The following is a 22,353-nucleotide window of genomic DNA, read 5'->3' as shown; positions in this document are numbered from 1 at the left end:
GGGAGGGATCGGGTGACGGCGGTGGGGCGGGTCAGGGGCGATGGGGTGGCACTCGGCTACCAGCGGTCGTGCACGTGGGCGCGGATGCGCTCGTCGTACAGCCGCTCGAGGTCGGAGCGCTGGGCGTCGGACAGCGGCGGCAGCGCGGCGGCGGCGACGTTCCCGCGCACCTGCTCGACGTTCCGGGCGCCGGGGATGACGGCGGTGACGCCGGGCTGGTCGATCACCCAGCGCAGCGCGAACGCGCCGGTCGGGGTGTCGCCGGCGATGGCGGCCACCTCTCGGGCGGCGGCGACGCCGACCTCGAAGGGCACCCCGGCGAAGGTCTCGCCGACGTCGAACGCCTCGCCGCCGCGGTTGAAGTTCCGGTGGTCGTCGGCGGCGAACGTCGTCGACTCGTCGTACTTCCCGGTGAGCAGCCCGCTGGCCAGTGGCACCCGGGCCAGCACGCCGACGCCGGCGCGGGCCGCTGCGGGCAGCAGCTCCTCCAGCGGCTTGCGCCGGAAGACGTTGAGGATCACCTGGAGGGTGGCCACGCCCGGGCGCTGCAGCGCGGTCAGGCCCTCGGCGACGGTCTCCACCGAGACGCCGTACGCGGCGATCGCGCCGTCCTCGACGAAGAGGTCCAGCGCGTCGTAGACCCGCTGATCGCTGTAGACCTCGGGTGGCGGGCAGTGCAGCTGCACCAGGTCGAGGGTGTCGACACCGAGGTTGCGACGCGACCGGTCGATCCACGCACGCAGGTTCTCGGGGGTGTACTGCGCGGCCTCGAAGGGGTCGGCGCGCCGGCCGGCCTTGGTCGCGACGAACGGACGTTCCGACCGCGGGGCCAGGGCCTTGCGGATCCGCTCCTCCGAGCGCCCGTCGCCGTAGACGTCGGCGGTGTCGAGCAGGTCCACGCCCGCGTCGAGCGCGGCGTCCAGCACGTCGGCGGCGTCGTCCTCGGAGACGTCGCCCCAGTCGCCGCCCAGCTGCCACGTGCCCAGGCCGACGACGCCGACCTCGGCGCCGGTCCGTCCCAGCGGCCGCCGCTCCATGGAAGTCACGCCCCCACCGTCGCACGCTTCAGCGCGTCGAACAGCTCCGCGACCGGCACCGCGGTCTGCTCGCCGGTGCTCATGTCCTTGAGCTGCCCGACCCCCTCGGCCAGGTCGCGGTCGCCGATGACCAGGACGTGCGAGGCGCCGGAGCGGTCGGCGGCCTTCATCGCGCCCTTGAGCCCGCGGTCGCCGTAGACGGTGTCGGCGGTGACCCCGGCCTGGCGCAGCTGCCCGACCAGGCGGACGGCCAGCCGCTTGGCCTCCGCCCCCAGCGGCACGACGAAGGCCTGCACGCCGGCGCTCGCGCCGACGTCGAGCCCCTCGGCCTGCACCGCGAGCAGGGTGCGGTCGACGCCGACGGCGTAGCCGATGCCCGGCAGGTCCGGGCCGCCGAGCGCCGCCGACAGCCCGGCGTACCCGCCGCCGCCGCCGATCGCCGACTGAGCCCCCAGCCCGGAGTGCACGAACTCGAACGTCGTCTTCGTGTAGTAGTCCAGGCCGCGCACGAGCCGCGGCGCCTCGGTCCAGGCCACGCCGAGGTCGGCGAGGTGCTGGCGGACGGCGTCGTAGTGCGCCCTGGTGGAGTCCGAGAGGTGGTCGACCATGAGCGGGGCGTCGCCGAGCTGCTCCTGCACCTCGGGCCGCTTGTCGTCCAGCACCCGCAGCGGGTTGATCTGCGCGCGCCGGCGGGTCTCCTCGTCCAGGTCGAGCTTCGCCAGGTAGGCGACCAGCAGCTCGCGGTACTGCGGCCGGCAGGTCTCGTCGCCCAGCGAGGTCAGCAGCAGCTCGAAGTCGGTGAGGCCGAGGTCGCGGAAGCCCTGCACGCCCAGCGCCACCACCTCGGCGTCCAGCGCTGGGTCGTCGACGCCGAGGGCCTCGCAGTCGACCTGGGTGAAGTGCCGGTACCGACCTGCCTGCGGGCGCTCGTAGCGGAACGCCGAGCCCACGCTCCAGAGCTTGACCGGCAGCGCGCCGGAGTACAGGCGGTGCTCGATGAAGGCGCGCATCAGGCCCGCCGTGAGCTCCGGGCGCAGGGTCAGCGAGCGGCCACCGCGGTCGTCGAAGGTGTACATCTCCTTCTGCACGACGTCGGTGGACTCCCCCACCCCGCGCGCGAAGACGGCCGTGTCCTCGAACACCGGAGTCTCGATGTAGCCGTACCCGGCCTGCCGCAGCGGCGCGGTGAGCGTGTCGCGGACCGCGAGGAAACGGGCCGAGTCCGGCGGCAGCGTGTCGAAGGTGCCCTTCGGCGCGGCCAGGTCCGCTCTCACAGCCCCCGGCCCTTCGGCTCGGCGGCGGCCTCGGCCAGGTACGGGTTCGTCGCCCGCTCCCGACCGATCGTCGTGGCGGGCCCGTGCCCGGGCAGCACGATCGTCTCGTCGTCCAGCGGCAGGACGACGTCGCGCAGCGAGGTGAGCATCGCGTCCCACGACCCGCCGGGCAGGTCCACCCGGCCCACGGAGCCCGCGAACAGCACGTCGCCGGCGAGCAGTCCGGGGGCGTCCCCCAGGTCGAGGGAGAACATCACCGAGCCCTGGGTGTGCCCGGGCGCGTGCCGGACGGTGAGGTCGACGCCGGCCAGCGACAGCACGGCGCCGTCGTCCAGCGCCTTGACGTCGCCGGGGTCGGGCAGCCGGAGGCCGCCGAGCAGCGGGGCGAGCTGCGGGCCGTGCCAGCGCACCGGGTCCGACAGCATGCCGAAGTCGTCGGGGTGCAGGTAGGCGGGGATGTCGTAGCCGTCGCACACCGGGAGGACGGAGAAGGTGTGGTCGAGGTGGCCGTGGGTGAGCACCACGGCGACCGGCTTGAGCCCGTCGTCGGCCAGCATGCGGGCCAGCGGCTCGACGGCGTCCATGCCGGGATCGACGACGACGCACTCCTGCCCCGGGCCGGACGCGACGGCGTAGCAGTTGGTCCCGAAGGCACCGGCGGGGAACGAGCGGATGAGCACCCGTGCAGGTTACGCGGGCGCCCCCGCGCCGGCGGGCGTGCCAGGGAACGGACAGCTCAGCCACCTAGACTCCGACGTCGACCGCGCCGAGCGGCGCCCGTCCGCCGGGCCGCCGCCCCGCCGAGCAGCCGCCCGTCCGAGGAGTGCCCACCCATGCCCACGAACAAGCAGCGCCGCGAGGCTGCCCAGCGCCACCTGCAGCGGCAGCTGGAGCGCCGTGCCGAGCAGGCCCAGAAGCGGCGCCGCAACCTGGGCATCACCCTCGCCGCGATCGCCGCCGTCGTGGTCGTCGGCGCGGTGCTGCTGTTCACCGGCGTCTTCAGCGGGGACGACGACGACTCGACGGCGTCGGCCGACCCCACCCCGACGGACACGGCGCCCGCGACGGCGAGCCCGGCCGTGGTCAATCCCGACGGCACGGTCACCTGCACCTACGCGCCCGACACCTCGGGCAATCCCAACCTCACCGACGTCGGCACGCCTCCTGCCCCCGAGGCGACGCCGGCCGAGGGCACCAGCACGCTGCTGATGAGCACCGACCAGGGCGACCTGACGCTGACCCTGGACCGCGCGAAGGCCCCCTGCGCCACGGCCAGCTTCACCTACCTCGCGCAGCAGTCGTTCTTCGACGGCAGCACCTGCCACCGGCTGGTCAACCAGCCCAGCTTCGGCGTGCTGCAGTGCGGCGACCCGACCGGCAGCGGCTCCGGTGGCCCGAGCTACAAGTACGCCGAGGAGGTCACGCCCGAGACCACCTACCCGCGCGGCACCATCGCGATGGCCAAGACCGCCGCTCCGGGCTCGACCGGCAGCCAGTTCTTCCTGGTCTTCACCGACACCCAGCTCCCGCCCGAGTACACCGTCGTCGGCACGGTCGACGAGGCCGGGCTGGCGGTGCTGGACGAGGTCGCCGCCGGCGGCATCGAAGGTGTCGGGCCCGAGGGCGACGGCGCTCCGGCCACCCCGGTGACCATCGAGACCCTCTCCGTCGTGGCGTGACGCCGGCCCCGTGACCGGCACCGATTTGTACGCCGGCTTCCCGGAGGGCTTCTTCCGCCGGGACGACGAACGACCCGACGAGCTGTTCTACGGCCCGCCACGGCTGGTCACCCACATCGACGACGGCGCCATCGGCGCCGTGGGGGATCTCTACGCCGAGCTGGGCATCGACGGCTCGGCGCCCCGGCCGCAGCGGGTGCTCGACCTGATGTCCTCGTGGGTCTCGCACTTCCGCACGCCGCCCGCGGAGCTGGTGGTCCTGGGGATGAACGCCGCGGAGCTGGCGGCCAACACCGCGGCCACCGAGCGCGTGGTGCAGGACCTCAACGCCGATCCGCGGCTGCCGCTGCCCGACGAGGACGTCGACGCCGCCGTCTGCTGCGTGTCGATCGACTATCTGACCCGGCCCATCGAGGTGCTCGAGGAGATCGGGCGGGTCCTGCGACCCGACGGCACGCTGGCGATCACCTTCTCCAACCGGTGCTTCCCGACCAAGGCCGTGCGCGGCTGGCTGCTCACCGACGACCAGCAGCACGGAGAGCTGGTCGCCGAGCTGGTGCGTCGCACCCACCGGTTCACCGAGCCCGAGGTCTCGCTGCGCACCCCGGCCGGCCGCGGGGACCCGCTCTACGCGGTGGTGGCCGCCCGCCTGCCCTGACCGGCGCTGTCGCGGAAGCGTCCTCCCTCACCGCGGAGCGTCCTCCCTCTCGGTGCACGGTGAGGGTGGACGCGCTGGGATCAGGTCACCTGATCCCAGCGCGGGAGTCACGTCGCCTGATCCCAACGCGGGGTCAGGCCGTCACGCGCTCCACGTCGAAGACGCCGTCGACGTTGCGGACGGTCTGCAGCACCGCACCGAGGTGGGCAGGATCGGCCAGCTCGAAGGTGAACCGGCTGATGGCCACCCGGTCGCGGCTGGTCTGCACCGAGGCGGACAGGATGTTCACCCGCTCGTCGGCCAGCGCCTTGGTGACGTCGGAGAGCAGCCGGTGCCGGTCCAGCGCCTCCACCTGGATCGCGACGAGGAAGACCGACCCCGGCGCGCTGGCCCACTCGACCTCCACCAGCCGCTCGGGCTTGCGCTGGAGGTCGTCGGCGTTCGTGCAGTCGGTGCGGTGCACGCTCACGCCGCCACCGCGGGTGACGAAGCCCAGCACGCGGTCCCCGGGTACCGGCGTGCAGCACTTGGCGAGCTTCGCCCAGACGTCGGTCATGCCGTGCACGACGATGCCGGGGTCGCCACCCGAGGAGCGGCGGGGCGCCGGCCGGCTCGTGGGGATGGCGGTCTCGGCGATGTCCTCGACCGCACCCTCGGTGCCGCCGAGCGCCGTCATCAGCTTCTCGACCAGCGAGGCCGCGGAGATCTGGTTCTCCCCCACCGCCGCGTACAGGGCGGTGACGTCGGCGTAGCGCAGGTCCTTGGCCAGCGTGCTGAGCGCCTCGCCGCCGAGCAGCCGCTGCAGCGGCAGGCCTGCCTTGCGCATGGCGCGGGTCAGCGCCTCCTTGCCCGCCTCGACCGCGTCCTCGCGCCGCTCCTTGGTGAACCACTGGCGGATCTTCGTGCGCGCCCGCGACGAGCCGACGAAGGACAGCCAGTCCTGGGAGGGCCCCGCCGTCGGCGACTTCGAGGTGAAGATCTCGACGACGTCGCCGTTGGACAGCTTGCGGTCCAGCGAGACCAGGGCGCCGTTCACCCGGGCGCCGATGGTGCGGTAGCCGACCTCGGTGTGCACCGCGAAGGCGAAGTCGACCGGCGTCGACTCCCCCGGCAGGCTCACCACGTCGCCCTTCGGTGTGAAGACGAAGACCTCCTGCGGACCGAGGTCGTAGCGCAGCGTCTCCAGGAACTCGCCGGGCTCCTGCGCCTCGCGCTGCCAGTCCAGGAGCTGGCGCAGCCACAGCATGTCGTCGGGCGAGCCCACCTTGGGTGGGGCACCGAACTCACCGGCGCTTGGCCGGCCGCCGGCCCGTGCGCTCTCCTTGTACTTCCAGTGCGCCGCGATGCCGTAGTCGGCGGTCCGGTGCATGTCGTGGGTGCGGATCTGCAGCTCGACCGGCTTGCCGTGGGGGCCGATCACCGTGGTGTGCAGCGACTGGTACATGTTGAACTTCGGCATGGCCACGAAGTCCTTGAAGCGGCCCGGCAGCGGCTGCCAGTGGGCGTGCATGATGCCCAGCGCGGCGTAGCAGTCGCGCACCGAGTCGACCAGGATCCGGATGCCCACCAGGTCCCAGATGTCGGTGAAGTCGCGGCCGCGCACGATCATCTTCTGGTAGATCGAGTAGTAGTGCTTGGGCCGGCCGGTGACGACCGCCTCGATCTTCGCGGCCTTGAGCTGCTCCTGGACCGTCGTGGTGACCTCGGCCAGGTAGGTGTCCCGGGACGGCGCGCGCTCGGCGACCAGCCGGACGATCTCGTCGTAGCGCTTCGGGTACAGCGTGGCGAACGCGAGGTCCTCGAGCTCCCACTTGATGGTGTTCATCCCGAGCCGGTGGGCCAGCGGGGCGAGGATCTCCAGCGTCTCGCGCGCCTTCTTCTCCTGCTTCTCGGGCGGGAGGAAGCGCAGCGTGCGCATGTTGTGCAGCCGGTCGGCGAGCTTGATGACCAGCACCCGCGGGTCGCGGGCCATGGCGACGATCATCTTGCGGATCGTCTCGGCCTGGGCGGCGTCACCCAGCTTCACCTTGTCGATCTTGGTGACGCCGTCGACGAGGTGGGCCACCTCGGGGCCGAAGTCGGTGGTGATCGAGTCGAGGGTGACGCCGGTGTCCTCGACGGTGTCGTGCAGCAGGGCCGCCACGAGGGTCGTGGTGTCCATCCCGAGGCCGGCGAGGATGGTCGCGACGGCGAGCGGGTGGGTGATGTAGGGGTCGCCGCTCTTGCGTTTCTGGGCGGAGTGTGCGGCCTCGGCCACGTCGTAGGCCCGCTGCAGCAGGACGAGGTCGGCCTTGGGATGGCTCTGCCGGTGCAGTGCGGCCAGCGGCTCCAGGACCGGACGGACGACGGGGCTGCGCTGGCCGGCGACGATCCGGCGGGCCAGCCGGTCGCGGACGCGACGGCGCGGGGTGGCGGGGTCGCCGTCCCCGGGTTCGGCCCCGACGTCGTCCGGGCGGCGCACCGCGGGCCGCTCCGGCAACGGTGGGCGGTGGGCCACCGACGCGGCCCCGTCCGGCGGGGACGGGTCGGTGGTCGTGCCGGGCGTGCCGGGGCGCGCGGGAGCGGCGTCGGCGGCTACGTCGGAGGCCACGGCGACTCCCGCGGGTTCGAGGAGAGGAGGACCCTGACCATGCTAGCCGCGCCGGGCGTGGCGCCGCCGTACACCGGCGGGGCGCCTCCCCCGGTCAGGTGGTCCAGAGGGCGTGCACCGTGTGCGGCGCGACGCGCTCCCGCCCGCCCAGCGCCGCCAGCTCGACGACCACCGAGACGGCGGTGACCACGCCGCCGAGCTGCTCCACGAGGGCGACGGCCGCGGCCAGGGTGCCGCCGGTGGCGAGCACGTCGTCGACCACCAGCACGCGCTGTCCCGGGCGGATCGAGTCGGAGTGCAGCTCCAGCGTCGCGGTGCCGTACTCGAGCACGTAGTCGGCGGCGATCCGCTCGCGGGGCAGCTTCCCGGCCTTGCGGACCAGGACGACACCGACCCCGGCGGACAGCGCGACGGCGGCCGCCAGCAGGAACCCGCGGGCCTCCACGCCGACGACGACGTCGAACGGCGGCCCGGCGTGGTCGGCACCCGCGTCGTCGCCACCGGCCAGGGCCGCGGCCCGCGGATCGCCGTTCTCCGGTGCGGCCAGGCCCGCGACCAGCCGGCGGAAGGCCGGGCCGTCGGCGAACACCGGCGTCAGATCCCGGAACAGCACCCCCGGCTCGGGGTGGTCGGGCACGTCGACGGTCAGCGAGGCGATCAGCTCGTCCAGCGGCTGCTGCACCGACTCCTGGGCGGGGACCGCGCTCACCGGCGCTTCCTGCCCGGTGGGCGGCCCTTGGCGTCGGCACGCTGCGGCCGGGCACCGGGACGCGGCGCGGCGGTGCTCCCGGACGCGTCGGGCCGCACGGAGGACGGCGACTCGATCACGACGTCGGCCTGCACCTCGCCGGGCAGCTCCGCGACAGCGGTACCGCCGCCACCGGCCGGGCGACGACCACGGCGCGCGCTGGCCACCGGCCCCGCCGGGGCGCCTCCCTGCCGCGCCGCGGAGGACCGGCGCGCGAGCACCCGCCGGCGCAGCGCCTGCACCTCGGGCTCGCGGTCCTTGAGGTCGGCCACGATCGGCGTCGCCAGGATGATCGACGAGTACGTGCCGGCGGCCAGGCCCACGAAGAGGACCAGCGCCAGGTCCTTGAGGGTCCCCACGCCCAGCAGCCCGGCCCCGACGAACAGCAGCCCGGCGACCGGCAGCAGCGCGATGACCGAGGTGTTGATCGAGCGCATGAGCGTCTGGTTGACCGCCAGGTTGGCCGCCTCGCTCCACGTCATGCGGGCCGACTTCTCGAGGTCCCTGACGTTCTCGTCGACCTTGTCGAAGACCACCACGGTGTCGTAGAGCGAGAAACCGAGGATCGTGAGGAAGCCGATCACCGTCGCGGGCGACACCTCGAACCCGATGAGCGCGTAGATGCCGGCGGTGACGACGATGTCGTGCACCAGGGCGGCCATCGCGCCGATCGCCATCTTGGGCTGGAAGCGCAGGGCGAGGAACGCCACGACCGCGACCAGGAAGACGGCCAGCGCGATCAGCGCCTGGTTGGTGATGTTCTGGCCCCAGTCGGCGCTCACCGACTCGGGGCTGACCTGGTTGGGCTCCACCCCGGCGGCATCGGCGACGGCCTCCACGACCTCGCGCTCGGCGTCGCTCTCCAGGGCGCCGGTGCGCAGCAGCACGGTGTCGCCACCGACGATCTGCGCCGAGGCCACCTCGGCCCCGGCCTCGCCGGCCGCCTCGCGGATCTCCGCGAGCTGGGACTCCGAGCCCGGCAGCCGGAAGCTGTTGCCGCCGGCGAAGTCGATGCCGAAGTTGAAGCCCCGGAACAGCATCGCGGCGAGGGAGAGCAGCAGGATCACCGCGGTGATCTTGTAGATCAGCCGGCTCTTCCCCACCACGTCGAGGCCGGCCTCGCCGTTGTACAGCCGGTGCGCCAGCGAGCCGCGGGGCCGGTCCGGCCGCTCGGCGCCACCCTCGGGCGGCAGCCCGGCGCCGGCCAGCGTGTCGTCACCCATCGCGGCGGCCGCCTCGTCGGAGGCGTCACCAGCGTCCCGGGCCTCGTCGGCGTCGGAACCGACCGGCACGACCTCGTCCTCGGGACCGGGGACGCCGGAATCGTCGGTCCGCTCGTCGCGGCTCATGAGGTGCTCCTGTTCTGCGCCGTGGCACCGGCGGTGGCGCCGACCAGGTCGCGGTCGGCCCGCGGAGCCGACGACGGGCGGGACCTGTCGACCTGCCCCAGGCCGGAGACCCGGCCGCTGCCGAACGACTTGTAGCGCGACAGCACCGCCATCAGCGGGTGGGTGAAGAGGAAGACGACGACCAGGTCGAGGACGGTCGACATCCCGAGGGTGAACGCGAAGCCCTTCACGTCGCCGATGGCCAGCACGTAGAGGATCGCCGCGGCGAGGAAGCTGACCGCGTCCGCCGACAGGATGGTGCGCCGCGCGCGCACCCAGGCCCGCGGCACGGCCGAGCGCAGGCTGCGGCCCTCGCGGATCTCGTCCTTGAGCCGTTCGAAGTAGACGACGAAGGAGTCCGCGGTGATGCCGAGGGAGACGATGAAGCCGGCGATCCCCGCGAGGCTCAGCGTGAACCCGATCTCCCGGCCGAGCACCACCAGCACGCCGTAGACGACGACGCCGGACAGCACGAGGCTGGCGATCATGACCAGGCCGAGCGCCCGGTAGTAGAGCAGCGAGTACAGGAAGACCAGGCCGACGCCGATCGCGCCGGCGATGAGCCCGGCGCGCAGCTGCTCCTCACCCAGCTCGGTGGAGATCGACTGGGCGGTGGCCTGCTCGAAGCTCAGCGGCAGCGCGCCGTACCTGAGCTGGTTGGCCAGCTCGGTGGCCGACTCCTGGTCGAACTGACCGGTGATCTCCGTCGTGCCGCCCACGATCGCGCTCTGGATGGCCGGGGCGGAGATGACCCGGCCGTCGAGGGTGATGCCGACGGAGCTGCCCACGTTGGCGGCGGTGTAGGCCGCCCAGGCCGCGGAACCCTCGTTGTCGAAGTCCAGCTGGACGATCCACTCCCCGGTGCCCTGGCGGGTGCCCGTCGAGGCGTCGGTCACCGACGTGCCCTCGACGACCGTGGGGCCGAGCAGGTACTTGAACTCGCCGTCCTCACCGCAGGCGGCGACGTGGTCCTCCGGGCGGGCGGTGTCGCTGGCGACCGTGTCACCGCAGGTCAGTGCGTCGAAGGCGGCCTGAGCCTCCTCCAGCGTGACCGCCGGGGAGTCCGGGTCGCGTGCCGGGGCCTCGTCGGCCGGCGCCTCGGTGGGCTCCGCGCCCTCGGTCGGCTCCGCGGGGTCGGTGGCCTCCGCGCCCTCGGTCGGCTCCGCGGGGTCGGTGATCTCCGCGCCGTCGGTCGGCTCAGCGGGGTCCTCGGCCGGCGCCTCGCCGGCCGGCGCCAGGTTCAGCACCGGGCGGAACCTCAGCTGGGCCGTCTGGCCCAGCTGGCGCGCCTGGTCGCCGTCGTCCCCGGGCACGGAGATGACGATGTTCGAGTCGCCCTCGGTCACGACCGAGGCCTCGGCGACGCCCAGACCGTTCACCCGCTGCTCGATGATCCGGCGGGCGAGCTCGAGGTCCTCGGTGTCGGGCGCGGCGCCGTCGGGCGTGCGGGCCGTCAGCGTGACGGTGGTGCCGCCGCGCAGGTCGAGCCCGAGCTGCGGCGTCCGCTCGGTGCCGACGAAGAAGACCAGGCCGTAGAGCAGGGCCACGATCAGGATGAACGCGCCGAAGTACCGGCGGGCCGGGAGCGGTCGGTTGGCCACGGGATCTCCCCGGCTCAGAGCGTGCCGTCGGCCGGGCGTCCCCCGGCCGAGCCGGGAGCGTCGTCCCCGGGGAGTCCGGTGCCCGGGCCCGCCGGCTGGCGGATCTCCAGGATCGCCTGCCGGGCGAACGTCACGACGACGCCGGGCGCGAGCTCCAGGTCGACGGTGGTCTCGTGGAGTGCGGCCACCGTGCCGTGGATGCCGCTGGTGGTCATCACGGGTGTGCCGACGGTCAGCGACTCCTGCAGCGCCTGGGCACGGGCCGCCATGGCCTTGCGCTGGCGTGCCGGGAGCACGAACAGCAGCACCGCCAGCAGGGCGAGCATGATCAGTGGGAAGTACTCCACGACAGGTGTGCCTCTCTACCGCGCGTGCTGCTCCGCGGTCGGTGCGGCCCTGGGGCCGCTCGGGTACGTCGGTTGCCTCGGCGCATCTGGTGCACGGCGCGCGGCGGCCCGGAAGGGCGCGCACGGCCGCGGCCTTTCAGTTTGCGCGCCAGCGGTCCGGAGTCTAGGCGTCGAAGAGCGGCTCTGACGACGAGCCCGCGCCGGGTGGGTCGGGTGTGACCCGGCCGAGCGGGATCCCGCCGCGCGGCAGGGCGCGCCCCAGGTGCCGCCAGGCCGCCTCCGTGGCGACGCGGCCGCGCGGCGTGCGGGCGAGCAGGCCGGCGCGGACGAGGAACGGCTCGCACACCTCCTCGACGGTGTGCGGCTCCTCCCCCACGGCGACGGCGAGGGTCGCGACGCCGACCGGCCCGCCACCGAACTTGCCCACCAGCGCCTCGAGGACCTCCCGGTCGAGCCGGTCGAGCCCGAGGTGGTCGACGTCGTAGAGGGCGAGCGCAGCCTCGGCGACGGCGCGGGTGACCCGGCCGTCGGCCTCCACCTCGGCGTAGTCGCGGACCCGGCGCAGCAGCCGGTTGGCGATCCGGGGGGTGCCCCGGGACCGCCCGGCGATCTCCGCCGAGCCCTCGTCGGTCAGCTCCACGCCGAGCAGGTCGGCGCTGCGCGCCAGCACCAGCTGCAGCTCGGCGGGCTCGTAGAACTCCATCTGGCCGACGAACCCGAACCGGTCCCGCAACGGGCCGGTCAGCAGACCGGCGCGGGTGGTGGCACCGACCAGCGTGAACGGGTTGATCTCCAGCGGGATCGCCGTGGCGCCGGGCCCCTTCCCGACGACGACGTCGACCCGGAAGTCCTCCATCGCCATGTACAGCAGCTCTTCGGCCGGCCGGGCGATGCGGTGGATCTCATCGATGAACAGCACGTCACCGGGCGCGAGGTTCGACAGCATCGCGGCGAGGTCCCCGGACCGCTCGATGGCCGGACCGCTGGTGATCTTCACCGCGGTGCCCAACTCGGAGCCGATGATCAGGGCGAGGCTGGTCTTGCCGAGCCCCGGCGGGCCGGACAGGAGCACGTGGTCCGGTGGCCGTCCGCGCCGCTTCGCCCCCTCGAGCACGAGCGCGAGCTGGCGGGCCACCTTGGGCTGGCCGATGAAGTCGTGCAGCGAATGCGGCCGCAGGGCCGACTCGACGACCCGCTCCTCGTCCCCGGCCTGGGGCGACACCGCCCACTCCTGGCCGAGCTCACCGGCCACCTCGCCGGTCATCGACCGGTCGAAGGGCGAGCTCACGACCTACCCAGCAGCTGGAGCGCCTGCCGCAGCAGGACGGCGACCTCCACCGACCCGGTCTCCACGATCTGCTGGTCGGCCACGGGCGCCAGCTGCGCCAGCGCCGTCTCGGCCTCCTTGCCCGACCAGCCGAGCCCGACCAGGGCGGAGGTGAGCTGGTCGCGCCACGGTGCGACGGGCGTGACCGCAGCCAGCCCGGCCGGCGCGGGTCCGTCCAGCGAGGTGTCCGTGGTGACCGAGCCGAGGCGGTCGCGCAGCTCCAGGATCAGCCGCTCGGCGCCCTTCTTCCCGATGCCGGGCACCTGCATGAGCGCCTTCACGTCGGCCATCGACACCGCGCGGCGCACCTCGCGCGGGGGGTGGATGGCCAGCACGGCCTGCGCCAGCCGGGGGCCGACGCCGTTGGCGGTCTGCAGCAGCTCGAACAGCTGGCGCTCGTCGTCGTCGGCGAAGCCGTAGAGGGTGAGCGAGTCCTCGCGCACGACCAGGCTCGTGGAGAGCCGGGCGGACTCCCCCACCTGCAGCCGGGCGATCGTCCCCGGCGTGCACTGCACCGCCAGCCCGATCCCGCCGACCTCCACCACCGCACCGTCGGGCGACACCGCAGCCACCCGGCCGTTGACACTGGCGATCACGGAGCCACCTCCGTCGTACGCCGCCCGTTGCGGCCTCGTAGGGGCACGCCCGACACCTGGGTGATCATCGGGCCGCCACCCCCTGCCAGCGGGGCAGCGTGCGTTGCACGACGGGGGCGCCGAGGCCGCCGGCGAGCGCAGCCGAGCGCAGCCGCTGCTGGGCCGGGCCGCGCCAGGCGTGGCAGACCGCCAGGGCCAGGGCGTCGGCGGCGTCGGCCGGCTTCGGGGCCTCGGCGAGCCCCAGCACGCGGGTGACCATGAGGGTGACCTGCTCCTTGTCGGCCCGGCCGTTGCCGGAGATGGCCGCCTTGACCTCGCTGGGCGTGTGCCAGGCGACGGGCCGGTCGGCCTGCGCCGCGGCCAGCGCGGCCACCCCGGCGGCCTGCGCCGTCCCCGTGGCGGTGCCCTTGTTGTTCTGGGTGAAGACCCGCTCGATGGCGACGACGTCCGGCCGGTGCTCGCGCAGCAGCGCCGTCACCGCGGTGTGCACCTGGAGCAGGCGCAGTTCCAGGTCCAGCTCGGCCAGGGTGCGGACCACCCCGACGCCGATCGCCGTGGGGCGGGCGCCGGGGCGCCCGTCGACGACCCCCCAGCCGCACCGGGTGAGCCCCGGGTCGATGCCGAGCACCCGCATGGCCACGCTCCTAGCTTCGCACGAACACCTGTTCGATCCGAACGCTAGCCCGCACCCGGCCGCGGGCGGCCGCGACGCGCCGGAGCCGGTTCCGCCCCCGCGTCAGGCGTCGATCTTCTCCATGACCTCGTCGGAGACCTCGTAGTTCGCGTAGACGTTCTGCACGTCGTCGAGGTCCTCGAGGGCATCGATGAGGCGGAACACCTTGCCCGCGCCGTCCTCGTCCAGCTCGACCTGCACGCTGGGCAGGAAGCCCATGTCGGCCGAGTCGTAGTCGATGCCGGCGTCCTGCAGGGCGGTGCGCACGGCGACCATGTCACCGGGCTCGCTGACCACCTCGAGCGTGTCGCCGAGGTCGCGCACCTCCTCGGCGCCCGCGTCCAGCACGGCCATGAGCACGGAGTCCTCGTCGACCCCCTCGGCCTTCGGGACCACGACGACGCCCTTGCGGGAGAAGAGGTAGGACACGGAGCCCGGGTCGGCCATGGTCCCGCCGTTGCGGGTCATGGCGGTCCGGACCTCCATCGCCGAGCGGTTCTTGTTGTCGGTCAGGCACTCGATGAGGACGGCGACACCACCGGCGGCGTAGCCCTCGTACGTGATGCCCTGGTAGTCGACCCCGCCGGCTTCCGCACCCGACCCGCGCTTGACCGCGCGGTCGATGTTGTCGTTGGGCACCGAGCTCTTCTTCGCCTTCTGGACGGCGTCGTAGAGCGTCGGGTTGCCGGCCAGGTCACCGCCGCCGGTGCGGGCGGCGACCTCGATGTTCTTGATCAGCTTGGCGAAGAGCTTGCCGCGCTTGGCGTCGATCCCGGCCTTCTTGTGCTTGGTCGTCGCCCACTTGGAATGGCCGCTCATGAAGGCGTTCCCCTCTCGTTCCCGGCCTCGGCGCCGGCCTGCTCGGCCAGGCGACGACGGACGATGTCGACGAACAGCGCGTGCACCCGGCGGTCCCCGGTGAGTTCGGGGTGGAAGCTCGTGGCCACCAGGTTCCCCTGGCGGACCGCGACGATCCTACCGTCGGCCTCTCCCCCGACGACCCGGCCGAGGACGTCGACCCCTGGGCCGGCCTCCTCCACCCAGGGAGCCCGGATGAAGACCGCGTGCAGCGGATCACCGCCGAGCCCCTGGACGTCGACCTCGGACTCGAAGCTGTCGGCCTGCCGGCCGAAGGCGTTGCGGCGGACGGTGACGTCCAGCCCGCCGATCGTCTCCTGGTCCGGCGGGGCGTCCAGCAGCCGGTCGGCGAGCAGGATCATGCCGGCGCAGGACCCGTAGGCCGGCAGACCGTCGCGCACGGCATCGCGCAGCGGCTCCAGCAGCCCGAACCGGGAGGCCAGCTTCACGATCGTCGTCGACTCGCCGCCGGGGACGACCAGCCCGCCGACGGCGGCCAGCTCCTCCGGGCGCCGCACCGCCACCGCCCCGGCGCCCTGGTCCCGCAGCGCCGCGAGGTGCTCGCGGACGTCACCCTGCAGCGCCAGGACCCCGATGACGGGTGCGGTCACCAGCCGCGGGTGGCGAAGCGCTGGTCGGCCGGCAGCGTGGCGACGTTCAGCCCCACCATCGCCTCGCCGAGCCCGCGGGAGACCTTCGCGATCACGTCGGGGTCGTCGTGGAACGTCGTCGCCTGCACGATCGCGGCGGCGCGCTGCGCCGGGTCGCCGGACTTGAAGATGCCCGAGCCGACGAAGACGCCCTCGGCGCCCAGCTGCATCATCATCGCCGCGTCCGCCGGGGTCGCGATGCCGCCGGCGGTGAACAGCACGACCGGGAGCTTGCCCAGGCGCGCCACCTCGGCCACGAGGTCGTAGGGCGCCCGAAGCTCCTTGGCGGCGACGAAGAGCTCGGTCTCGTCCAGCGTGCCCAGTGCCTTGATGCCGGCCCGGATGGCACGCATGTGGCGGGTGGCCTCGACCACGTTGCCGGTGCCCGCCTCGCCCTTGGAGCGGATCATCGCCGCGCCCTCGGAGATCCGGCGCAGGGCCTCACCCAGGTCGGTGGCGCCGCAGACGAAGGGGACGGTGAACTCCGACTTCGCGATGTGGTGGGCCTCGTCGGCCGGGGTCAGCACCTCGGACTCGTCGATGTAGTCCACGCCGAGGGCCTGCAGGACCCGCGCCTCGACGAAGTGGCCGATCCGCGCCTTGGCCATCACCGGGATGGAGACCGCGCCGATGATGCCCTCGATCATGTCCGGGTCGCTCATCCGGGAGATACCGCCCTCGGCACGGATGTCGGCGGGCACCCGCTCCAGGGCCATCACGGCGACCGCGCCGGCGTCCTCCGCGATCTTCGCCTGCTCGGGGGTGACGACGTCCATGATGACGCCGCCCTTGAGCTGCTCGGCCATCCCGCGCTTGACGCGGTCGGTTCCGGTGGAGGGGGTCTGTGCAGACACGGCAGGCGGCCTAACGGCTGGGGGTGGGGACGGTCCGCCATCCTACGGCCGGTGAGCGGGCCCTCCCACGCTGCTCGTGGTCAGCGCCTCGAGCCGGTCGTCGATGTCGAAGAACCGCGGCATCGGCCGGGATGCGTGCAGCCGGAGCACCCGGGGCAGCCGCCTGCCGCGCAGTGCCTGGGTGTCGCGGACGGCGTCGTTGTAGAACCGGCGGGCCAGCGCCACCCGGGTGCAGGTGCCGTCCAGATCGGCCTGCAGCGCGGCGGGGACACCGGGCAGCTCGGCGGGCAGGTCGCGCAGTTCGCGGCCCAGCGCGTTCTCGGCCGCCTCCCGATCCGCCGGCGTCGTCGACCGGGCGTCGGCGGCCGCCGCCGCGAGCGCCCGGGCGCGCTCCGGTCCGAGTGCGGACGGGTACTCGCGGGCCAGCTCCGCCGCCAGTCCGGCGCGACGCCGGAGCTGGACCTCCAGCGTCTCCCGGGCCTGGGCCACGCGCCCCGCGAGGCGCCGCAGGCGCACGAGGGTCCAGGCCGCCCACGCCAACAGCAGGACGACGACGACCGCGACGGCCGTCCACATCCACGCGTGCGCATCCACGAGGCCGAAGGCTAGCGGGAGCTGCCCCTCCAGCGGGAGCTCCGCGGCGCGACACCGGTCGGCGGCGGGGTCGGGACGTCGTCGCCCTCCCGGGCCGTGACCGCGGCGCTCCCGGGCGGGACGACGGTCTCGTAGACGGCGAGGATGCGCGCGGCGAGCACCGGCCAGTCGTACGCGCGCGCGACCTCGGCGCCGCGGGCCCTCAGCGCGTCCCGCCGCTCCGGGTCGGCGAGCAGGTCCGCGAGCGCCTCCCCGAGGGCCGCCGCGTCGCCGCGGGGCACGAGGACGCCGGCCGCTCCGCCGTCCAGGACCCGCGCGAAGGAGTCCAGGTCGCTGGCCACGATCGGTGCCCCGGCGGCGAGGGCCTCGATGAGGACGACCCCGAAGGACTCGCCGAGCAGGTTGGGCGCGCAGTAGACGTCGACCGTGCGCAGGAACGCCGCCTTGTCCGCCTCGGAGATCTCTCCCAGCAGCTCCACGTGCGGGCGCAGGTCCGCCCCCACCAGGCGCCGCAGTGCGTCGGCGTCCCCCCGGCCGGCGACCAGGAGGCGGGCATCGGGGTGCCGCCGGACGACGGTGCGCATCGCCTCGAGCAGCGTGGGCAGGCCCTTGCGCGGCTCGTCGAAGCGGCCCAGGAAGCCGATCGTGGGGGCCGGGCCGGCCGCGGCGGGCAGCGGCGGGCCGGAGGCGAAGGCGTCGACGTGCACCCCGTTCGGGATGATCACGGCGTCGCCGCCGAGGTGCTCGACCTGCACCCGGCGGGCGAAGTCCGACACCGCGATCCGGCCGCTGATCCGCTCGAGCCAGGGCCGGACCACCGGCCCGAAGGCGGCCAGCATCTTGGAGCGGGTCGTGGCGGCGTGGAAGGTCGCGACGATCGGTCCGCTCGCGATCATGCAGACCAGCAGCGCGACCGACGGCGGGGCCGGCTCGTGCACGTGCACGACGTCGAAGCGCCCCTCGCGCAGCCACCGGCGCACCCGGGCCGCCGAGACCGGGCCGAACTGCACGCTGGCCATCGAGCCGTTGTACGGGATCGGGACGGTGCGGCCGGCGAAGGTGATCCAGGGGTCGGTCAGGAACTCCTCGCGCTCGGCCGGGGTGAGCACCTCGACGTGGTGGCCCATGGCGCGCAGGGTCTCGGCCAGGTCGCGCACGTGGTACTGCACGCCACCGGGGACGTCCCACTTGTAGGGGCAGACGAGGCCGATCCGCATCAGCGGGCGGCCCGGTCCGGTGCGGCGCCCGCCGCCCGCCGGGGTGGGTCGGGTGGCACGTCGGCCCAGATGCGGCCCAGCATGTGCCAGTCCTCGGGGTGCTCGGCCAGGCCCGCGGTGAAGACGTCGGCGACCCCCTGCATGGCGGTGGCGACCCGGGCGGCCAGCCGCCCCTCGCCGGCCACCGGCACCTCCGGTTGGACCTGGATGCGCCAGCCCGGCCCGTCGAAGCGGGGCACGGCCGGGAGCAGCGCGGCGCCGGTGCGGGCGGCCAGCAGCGCGGCACCGCTGGGCAGCAGCGTCGGCCGGCCGAAGAACTCGACCGGCACGCCGCCGGTGCCGAAGTTGCGGTCGACCAGCAGGCAGCTCACCCCGCCGTCGTTCAGCCAGGCCCGCAGCACCTCGGAGCCGGGCTTCGGGCCGCCGGTCAGCGGGGTGACCTTCATGCCCAGGGACTCGCGGTACTCCAGGAACCGCCGGTAGAGCGACTCCGGCTTCAGCCGCTCGGCGATGGTGAGGAAGGGCTCGCCGAGCCAGTCGGCCAGCCAGGCGCCCGCGGCGTCCCAGTTCCCGCTGTGCGGCAGCGCCAGGACGACGCCCCGGCCCTCGCTGCGTGCCCGGGTGATCAGCTCGACGCCGGGCACCTCGGTGTCCCGCCGGATCCGGTCGATGCCCAGCGTGGGCAGCCGGAAGGCCTCCTGCCAGTAACGCGCGTAGGAGGACATGGCCCGGCCGGTCAGCTCGTCGAGCTCCGGTTCGGAGAGCTCTCCGTAGGTGGCGACCCGGAGGTTCGCCCGCAGCTGGCGCACCCCGGCCCCGTCCCGGCCGGCCGCCCAGCGGCCGCCCCGGTCGAATCCGGCGCGGGCGACCGGTTCGGGCAGCATGCGCACCGCCCGCCACCCGGCCGCGTACCCCGCGTCGGTCAGCCGGGCGGTGAGCCGGCTGCGCAGACCCGCCGGCCCGGTCACGGCTGCGGCGGGGACTGCGGGAGAGCCGCGCCCGCGGCACCCCTCCGGACGGCGACCATCCGCTGGGCCACCGTGACCGCGCTGCCGGCGACCAGCAGGACGAGCGCCACGTGCAGCGAGTACGGGATCCCGAGACCGGTGAAGCCGGTGCCGACCAGCACCAGGATCAGCCGCTCGGTGCGCTCCACCACGCCGACGTCGCAGGACAGGCCCACGCCCTCGGCCCGCGCCTTGATGTAGCTGGTGAGGACGCCCAGCACGAGGCAGATCAGGGCGAGCAGCACGAACAGCCGGTTGTCCCCGCCGCCGGAGAACCACCAGGCCAGGGCGCCGAAGATGGCGGCGTCGGCGGCGCGGTCGCCCACCGAGTCCAGCACCGCGCCGAACACCGAGCCGCCACCGCGGGCACGGGCCAGCGCACCGTCGAGCATGTCGAGCAGCACGAAGACGGTGACCGCGAAGGCGCCCCAGAACAGGTGGCCGGAGCCGATGAGGAACACCGCCGAGACGACCGCGCCCACCGTGCCGGTGATGGTCACCATGTCGGGGGTGATCCCCGCCCGCACCAGCGCCGGCACGATCGGGGCGACCACCTTGGCGACGGCGGGACGCGCGTTGACGCCGAGCATCAGGCCTGCCCACCCGCGGGCGCGGCGTCCAGCCGCTGCCACGCCTCGGCCAGCAGCGCCCGGGTCTCCCGCAGCACCTGGGGCAGCACGCGGGTCAGCCCGACCACCGGCATGAAGTTGGTGTCCCCGCCCCACCGCGGCACCGCGTGCTGGTGCAGGTGGTCGGCGATGCCGGCGCCGGCGACCGCGCCCTGGTTCATGCCGATGTTGAACCCGTGCGCGCCGGCGACCTCGCGGACCACGCGCATCGCCGTCTGGGTGACCGCGCCGAGCTCGGCCACCTCGTCGGCGGTGAGGTCGGTGTAGTCGGGCACGTGCCGGTACGGCACGACCATCAGGTGCCCGGCGTTGTACGGGTACAGGTTGAGCACGGCGAAGACCGTCGCCCCGCGCGCGACGATCAGGCCGTCCTCGTCGCTCATCGTCGGGATGACGCAGAACGGGCAGTCGTGCGTGCCCGTGGGCTTGCCCTCGCCGCGGATGTAGGCCATGCGGTACGGCGTCCAGAGGTGCTCGAACGCCTGCCCGGGGGTCTGGGGCACGCTCGGGCCGTCGTCGTCCGACGACACGGCGACCCGGTAGGTCTCCTGGCCCGGCTCGCTCATCCGGCCTCCACGGTCTCGCCCGGCTCGTCGGCGGCCGTCGGGTCCACGTTGGACCGAGCGGCGATCCAGGCGACCACCTGTGCCACCGCCTCGTCGACCGGGACACCGTTGCGCTGCGAGCCGTCGCGGTAGCGGAAGGAGACCGCGCCCGCCTCGGCGTCGGTCGCCCCGGCGAGGAGCACGAACGGGACCTTCTGCTTGCTGGCAGTGCGGATCTTCTTCTGCATCCGGTCGTCGGAGTCGTCGATCTCCACCCGGACGCCGTGCTGGCGCAGCTTCAGGGCGACGTCGGCCAGGTAGGGCACCTGCTCGTCGGTGATCGGGATGCCGACGACCTGCACCGGCGCCAGCCAGGCCGGGAAGGCGCCGGCGTAGTGCTCGGTGAGGACGCCGAAGAACCGCTCGATCGAGCCGAACTTCGCGGAGTGGATCATCACGGGCTGGGCCCGGCCGCCGTCGGCGGAGGTGTACTCCAGGCCGAACCGGGCGGGCTGGTTGAAGTCGTACTGGATGGTCGACATCTGCCAGGTGCGGCCGATGGCGTCGCGGGCCTGGACGGAGATCTTCGGGCCGTAGTAGGCCGCCCCGCCCGGATCCGGCACCAGTTCCAGACCGGTCTCCCTCGCCGCCTCCTCGAGGACGGCGGTGGCGACCGCCCACTCGGCGTCGGACCCGATGAACTTGTCCGAGTCGTCGCGGGTGGACAGCTCCAGGTAGTAGTCGTCGAGCCCGAAATCGCGCAGCAGCCCCAGCACGAAGGCCAGCAGGTGCCGGATCTCGCCAGGGGCCTGCTCGGGGGTGACGTAGCTGTGCGAGTCGTCCTGGGCGAAGCCCCGCACCCGGGTCAGGCCGTGGACGACACCGGACTGCTCGTACCGGTAGACGGAGCCGAACTCGAACAACCGCAGGGGGAGCTCGCGGTAGGACCGCCCGCGCGACCGGAAGATCAGGTTGTGCATCGGGCAGTTCATGGCCTTGAGGTAGTACTTCGCGTTGTCCAGGTCCATGCCCGGGAACATCGTGTCCTCGTAGTACGGCAGGTGCCCCGAGGTCTCGAACAGCCCGCTCTTGCTGATGTGCGGGGTGCCGACGTAGTCGAACCCCTCCTCGAGGTGCCGGCGCCGGACGTAGTCCTCCATCTCCCGCTTCACGACCCCCCCCTTGGGGTGGAAGACGGGCAGGCCGGAGCCGATCTCGTCGGGGAAGCTGAACAGGTCGAGCTCCACGCCGAGCCGGCGGTGGTCACGGCGCTCGGCCTCGGCGAGGTGCTCCAGATAGGCCTTGTGGGCGTCCTTGCTCTCCCACGCGGTGCCGTAGATCCGCTGCAGCTGCGGGTTCTTCTCGCTGCCGCGCCAGTAGGCGGCCGCGGACCGGGTCAGGCTGAACGCGGGGATGGCCGAGGTCCGCGGCAGGTGCGGGCCACGGCACAGGTCGGTCCACACCCGGTCCCCCGTGCGGGCGTCGAGGTTGTCGTACATGGTCAGCTGCGCGCCGCCCACCTCGACGTCCGCGCCCTCGGCCACCTCGCCGGCGCCGCCCTTGAGGCCGATGAGCTCGAGCTTGTACGGCTCGTCGGCGAGCTCGGCCTGCGCGTCGGCGTCGCTGATCTCGCGGCGCGAGAAGTGCTGCCCGGCCCGGACGATCTCGGTCATCTTCTTCTCGAGGGCGGTCAGGTCCTCGGGGGTGAAGGGCCGCTCGGGGTCGAAGTCGTAGTAGAAGCCGTTCTCGACCGGCGGGCCGATGCCCAGGGAGGTGCCGGGGAAGAGCTCCTGCACGGCCTGCGCCAGCACGTGCGCGGCCGAGTGCCGGATCACTGCGCGACCCTCGTCGCTGGCGGCCGGGACCGGCTCCACCTCGGCGTCGGCCTCCGGGGTCCAGGCGAGGTCCCTGAGCTCGCCGGCGGCCACGTCGCGGACGACGACGGCACCGTCCGGGCCCTTGAGCGGCACCCCGGCGTCCTTGAGCGCCTGCATCGCCGTCGTCCCGGCCGGCACCCGCAGCACGGATCCGGCGGCGGTGGGCGAGGGCGGGGTCGACACGAGAGCGCTCCAGGGGTGGTG

General features: G+C 73.7%; 22 protein-coding genes. 2 read left to right on the top strand and 20 right to left on the bottom strand.

Annotation, left to right across the window (positions count from 1 at the left end; all coding sequences use genetic code 11):
• Positions 1-56 precede the first annotated feature (56 nt).
• Genes ACI793_RS06810 through ACI793_RS06800 form a run of 3 tightly spaced genes read right to left on the bottom strand, consistent with a single transcriptional unit; the run spans position 57 to position 2,991 of the window.
• The gene (locus tag ACI793_RS06810) at positions 57-1,037 is read right to left on the bottom strand and encodes an aldo/keto reductase (RefSeq protein ID WP_456605757.1); all 981 of its coding nucleotides are present in this window, start codon (positions 1,035-1,037) and stop codon (positions 57-59) included.
• 5 nt (positions 1,038-1,042) lie between these two features.
• Positions 1,043-2,311, bottom strand: a complete 1,269-nt coding sequence (gene hisS / locus ACI793_RS06805; RefSeq protein ID WP_456605613.1) for a histidine--tRNA ligase — start codon at positions 2,309-2,311, stop codon at positions 1,043-1,045.
• Positions 2,308-2,991, bottom strand: coding sequence for an MBL fold metallo-hydrolase (locus ACI793_RS06800; RefSeq protein WP_456605612.1), 684 nt, complete (start codon positions 2,989-2,991; stop codon positions 2,308-2,310). The genes hisS and ACI793_RS06800 overlap by 4 nt, the downstream gene beginning before the upstream one ends.
• A gap of 153 nt (positions 2,992-3,144) precedes the next feature.
• On the opposite strand from ACI793_RS06800, the gene ACI793_RS06795 reads away from it, so the two are divergent.
• Both ACI793_RS06795 and ACI793_RS06790 read left to right on the top strand, forming a co-directional pair.
• Positions 3,145-3,990, top strand: a complete 846-nt coding sequence (locus ACI793_RS06795; RefSeq protein ID WP_456605611.1) for a peptidylprolyl isomerase — start codon at positions 3,145-3,147, stop codon at positions 3,988-3,990.
• 10 nt (positions 3,991-4,000) lie between these two features.
• Positions 4,001-4,648: a class I SAM-dependent methyltransferase gene (locus ACI793_RS06790; protein ID WP_456605610.1), complete on the top strand. Its 648-nt coding sequence runs from the start codon at positions 4,001-4,003 to the stop codon at positions 4,646-4,648.
• 133 nt (positions 4,649-4,781) lie between these two features.
• Here ACI793_RS06790 and ACI793_RS06785 read toward each other — a convergent pair whose 3' ends face one another.
• From ACI793_RS06785 to thrS, 17 genes are all read right to left on the bottom strand, one after another.
• Positions 4,782-7,238, bottom strand: coding sequence for a RelA/SpoT family protein (locus ACI793_RS06785; protein ID WP_456605609.1), 2,457 nt, complete (start codon positions 7,236-7,238; stop codon positions 4,782-4,784).
• Between the two features lie 94 nt (positions 7,239-7,332).
• Positions 7,333-7,947 (bottom strand): adenine phosphoribosyltransferase, encoded by a 615-nt coding sequence (locus tag ACI793_RS06780; protein WP_456605608.1) that lies wholly within the window; start codon positions 7,945-7,947, stop codon positions 7,333-7,335.
• Positions 7,944-9,335: a protein translocase subunit SecF gene (gene secF / locus ACI793_RS06775; RefSeq protein ID WP_456605607.1), complete on the bottom strand. Its 1,392-nt coding sequence runs from the start codon at positions 9,333-9,335 to the stop codon at positions 7,944-7,946. Before secF ends, ACI793_RS06780 begins: the two co-directional genes overlap by 4 nt.
• The gene (secD, locus tag ACI793_RS06770) at positions 9,332-10,975 is read right to left on the bottom strand and encodes a protein translocase subunit SecD (RefSeq protein ID WP_456605606.1); all 1,644 of its coding nucleotides are present in this window, start codon (positions 10,973-10,975) and stop codon (positions 9,332-9,334) included. Before secD ends, secF begins: the two co-directional genes overlap by 4 nt.
• Before the next feature lie 14 nt (positions 10,976-10,989).
• Positions 10,990-11,322, bottom strand: coding sequence for a preprotein translocase subunit YajC (gene yajC / locus ACI793_RS06765; protein ID WP_456605605.1), 333 nt, complete (start codon positions 11,320-11,322; stop codon positions 10,990-10,992).
• 163 nt (positions 11,323-11,485) lie between these two features.
• Entirely contained in the window at positions 11,486-12,610 is a 1,125-nt protein-coding gene (gene ruvB, locus ACI793_RS06760; protein WP_456605604.1) for a Holliday junction branch migration DNA helicase RuvB, read from the bottom strand.
• Entirely contained in the window at positions 12,607-13,245 is a 639-nt protein-coding gene (gene ruvA, locus ACI793_RS06755; protein ID WP_456605603.1) for a Holliday junction branch migration protein RuvA, read from the bottom strand. The genes ruvB and ruvA overlap by 4 nt, the downstream gene beginning before the upstream one ends.
• Before the next feature lie 64 nt (positions 13,246-13,309).
• The gene (gene ruvC / locus ACI793_RS06750) at positions 13,310-13,879 is read right to left on the bottom strand and encodes a crossover junction endodeoxyribonuclease RuvC (protein WP_456605756.1); all 570 of its coding nucleotides are present in this window, start codon (positions 13,877-13,879) and stop codon (positions 13,310-13,312) included.
• Positions 13,880-13,981: 102 nt separating this feature from the next.
• Positions 13,982-14,737 carry a YebC/PmpR family DNA-binding transcriptional regulator gene (locus ACI793_RS06745; RefSeq protein WP_456605602.1) on the bottom strand — a complete coding sequence of 252 codons (756 nt, stop codon included), beginning with the start codon at positions 14,735-14,737 and terminating at the stop codon, positions 13,982-13,984.
• The gene (pdxT, locus tag ACI793_RS06740; RefSeq protein ID WP_456605601.1) at positions 14,734-15,387 is read right to left on the bottom strand and encodes a pyridoxal 5'-phosphate synthase glutaminase subunit PdxT; all 654 of its coding nucleotides are present in this window, start codon (positions 15,385-15,387) and stop codon (positions 14,734-14,736) included. The genes ACI793_RS06745 and pdxT overlap by 4 nt, the downstream gene beginning before the upstream one ends.
• Positions 15,384-16,280, bottom strand: coding sequence for a pyridoxal 5'-phosphate synthase lyase subunit PdxS (gene pdxS / locus ACI793_RS06735; protein ID WP_456605600.1), 897 nt, complete (start codon positions 16,278-16,280; stop codon positions 15,384-15,386). The genes pdxT and pdxS overlap by 4 nt, the downstream gene beginning before the upstream one ends.
• A 42-nt stretch (positions 16,281-16,322) precedes the next feature.
• A complete protein-coding gene (locus tag ACI793_RS06730) occupies positions 16,323-16,874 on the bottom strand; it encodes a hypothetical protein (protein ID WP_456605599.1) in 552 nt (183 codons plus the stop codon).
• Positions 16,875-16,885: 11 nt separating this feature from the next.
• The gene (locus tag ACI793_RS06725) at positions 16,886-18,091 is read right to left on the bottom strand and encodes a glycosyltransferase family 4 protein (protein ID WP_456605598.1); all 1,206 of its coding nucleotides are present in this window, start codon (positions 18,089-18,091) and stop codon (positions 16,886-16,888) included.
• Positions 18,091-19,059, bottom strand: coding sequence for a phosphatidylinositol mannoside acyltransferase (locus ACI793_RS06720; protein ID WP_456605597.1), 969 nt, complete (start codon positions 19,057-19,059; stop codon positions 18,091-18,093). Before ACI793_RS06720 ends, ACI793_RS06725 begins: the two co-directional genes overlap by 1 nt.
• A complete protein-coding gene (pgsA, locus tag ACI793_RS06715) occupies positions 19,056-19,688 on the bottom strand; it encodes a phosphatidylinositol phosphate synthase (protein WP_456605596.1) in 633 nt (210 codons plus the stop codon). Before pgsA ends, ACI793_RS06720 begins: the two co-directional genes overlap by 4 nt.
• Entirely contained in the window at positions 19,688-20,293 is a 606-nt protein-coding gene (locus ACI793_RS06710; protein WP_456605595.1) for an HIT family protein, read from the bottom strand. Before ACI793_RS06710 ends, pgsA begins: the two co-directional genes overlap by 1 nt.
• Positions 20,290-22,332 carry a threonine--tRNA ligase gene (gene thrS / locus ACI793_RS06705; protein ID WP_456605594.1) on the bottom strand — a complete coding sequence of 681 codons (2,043 nt, stop codon included), beginning with the start codon at positions 22,330-22,332 and terminating at the stop codon, positions 20,290-20,292. The genes ACI793_RS06710 and thrS overlap by 4 nt, the downstream gene beginning before the upstream one ends.
• Positions 22,333-22,353: the final 21 nt, after the last annotated feature.

It is taken from the genome of Blastococcus sp. SYSU DS0617, from assembly GCF_054051075.1.
This window is presented reverse-complemented; position numbering and strand designations above follow the sequence as displayed.

Coding starts and splice junctions, on each gene's coding strand:
- ACI793_RS06745 (WP_456605602.1), bottom strand. CDS start 14,737: ATGAGCGGCCATTCCAAGTGGGCGACGACCAAGCACAAGAAGGCCGGG.
- ruvC (WP_456605756.1), bottom strand. CDS start 13,879: ATGCGGGTGCTCGGCATCGACCCGGGGCTCACCCGGTGCGGCTGGGGG.
- pgsA (WP_456605596.1), bottom strand. CDS start 19,688: ATGCTCGGCGTCAACGCGCGTCCCGCCGTCGCCAAGGTGGTCGCCCCG.
- ACI793_RS06710 (WP_456605595.1), bottom strand. CDS start 20,293: ATGAGCGAGCCGGGCCAGGAGACCTACCGGGTCGCCGTGTCGTCGGAC.
- ACI793_RS06795 (WP_456605611.1), top strand. CDS start 3,145: ATGCCCACGAACAAGCAGCGCCGCGAGGCTGCCCAGCGCCACCTGCAG.
- ACI793_RS06725 (WP_456605598.1), bottom strand. CDS start 18,091: ATGCGGATCGGCCTCGTCTGCCCCTACAAGTGGGACGTCCCCGGTGGC.
- secF (WP_456605607.1), bottom strand. CDS start 9,335: ATGAGCCGCGACGAGCGGACCGACGATTCCGGCGTCCCCGGTCCCGAG.
- ACI793_RS06810 (WP_456605757.1), bottom strand. CDS start 1,037: ATGGAGCGGCGGCCGCTGGGACGGACCGGCGCCGAGGTCGGCGTCGTC.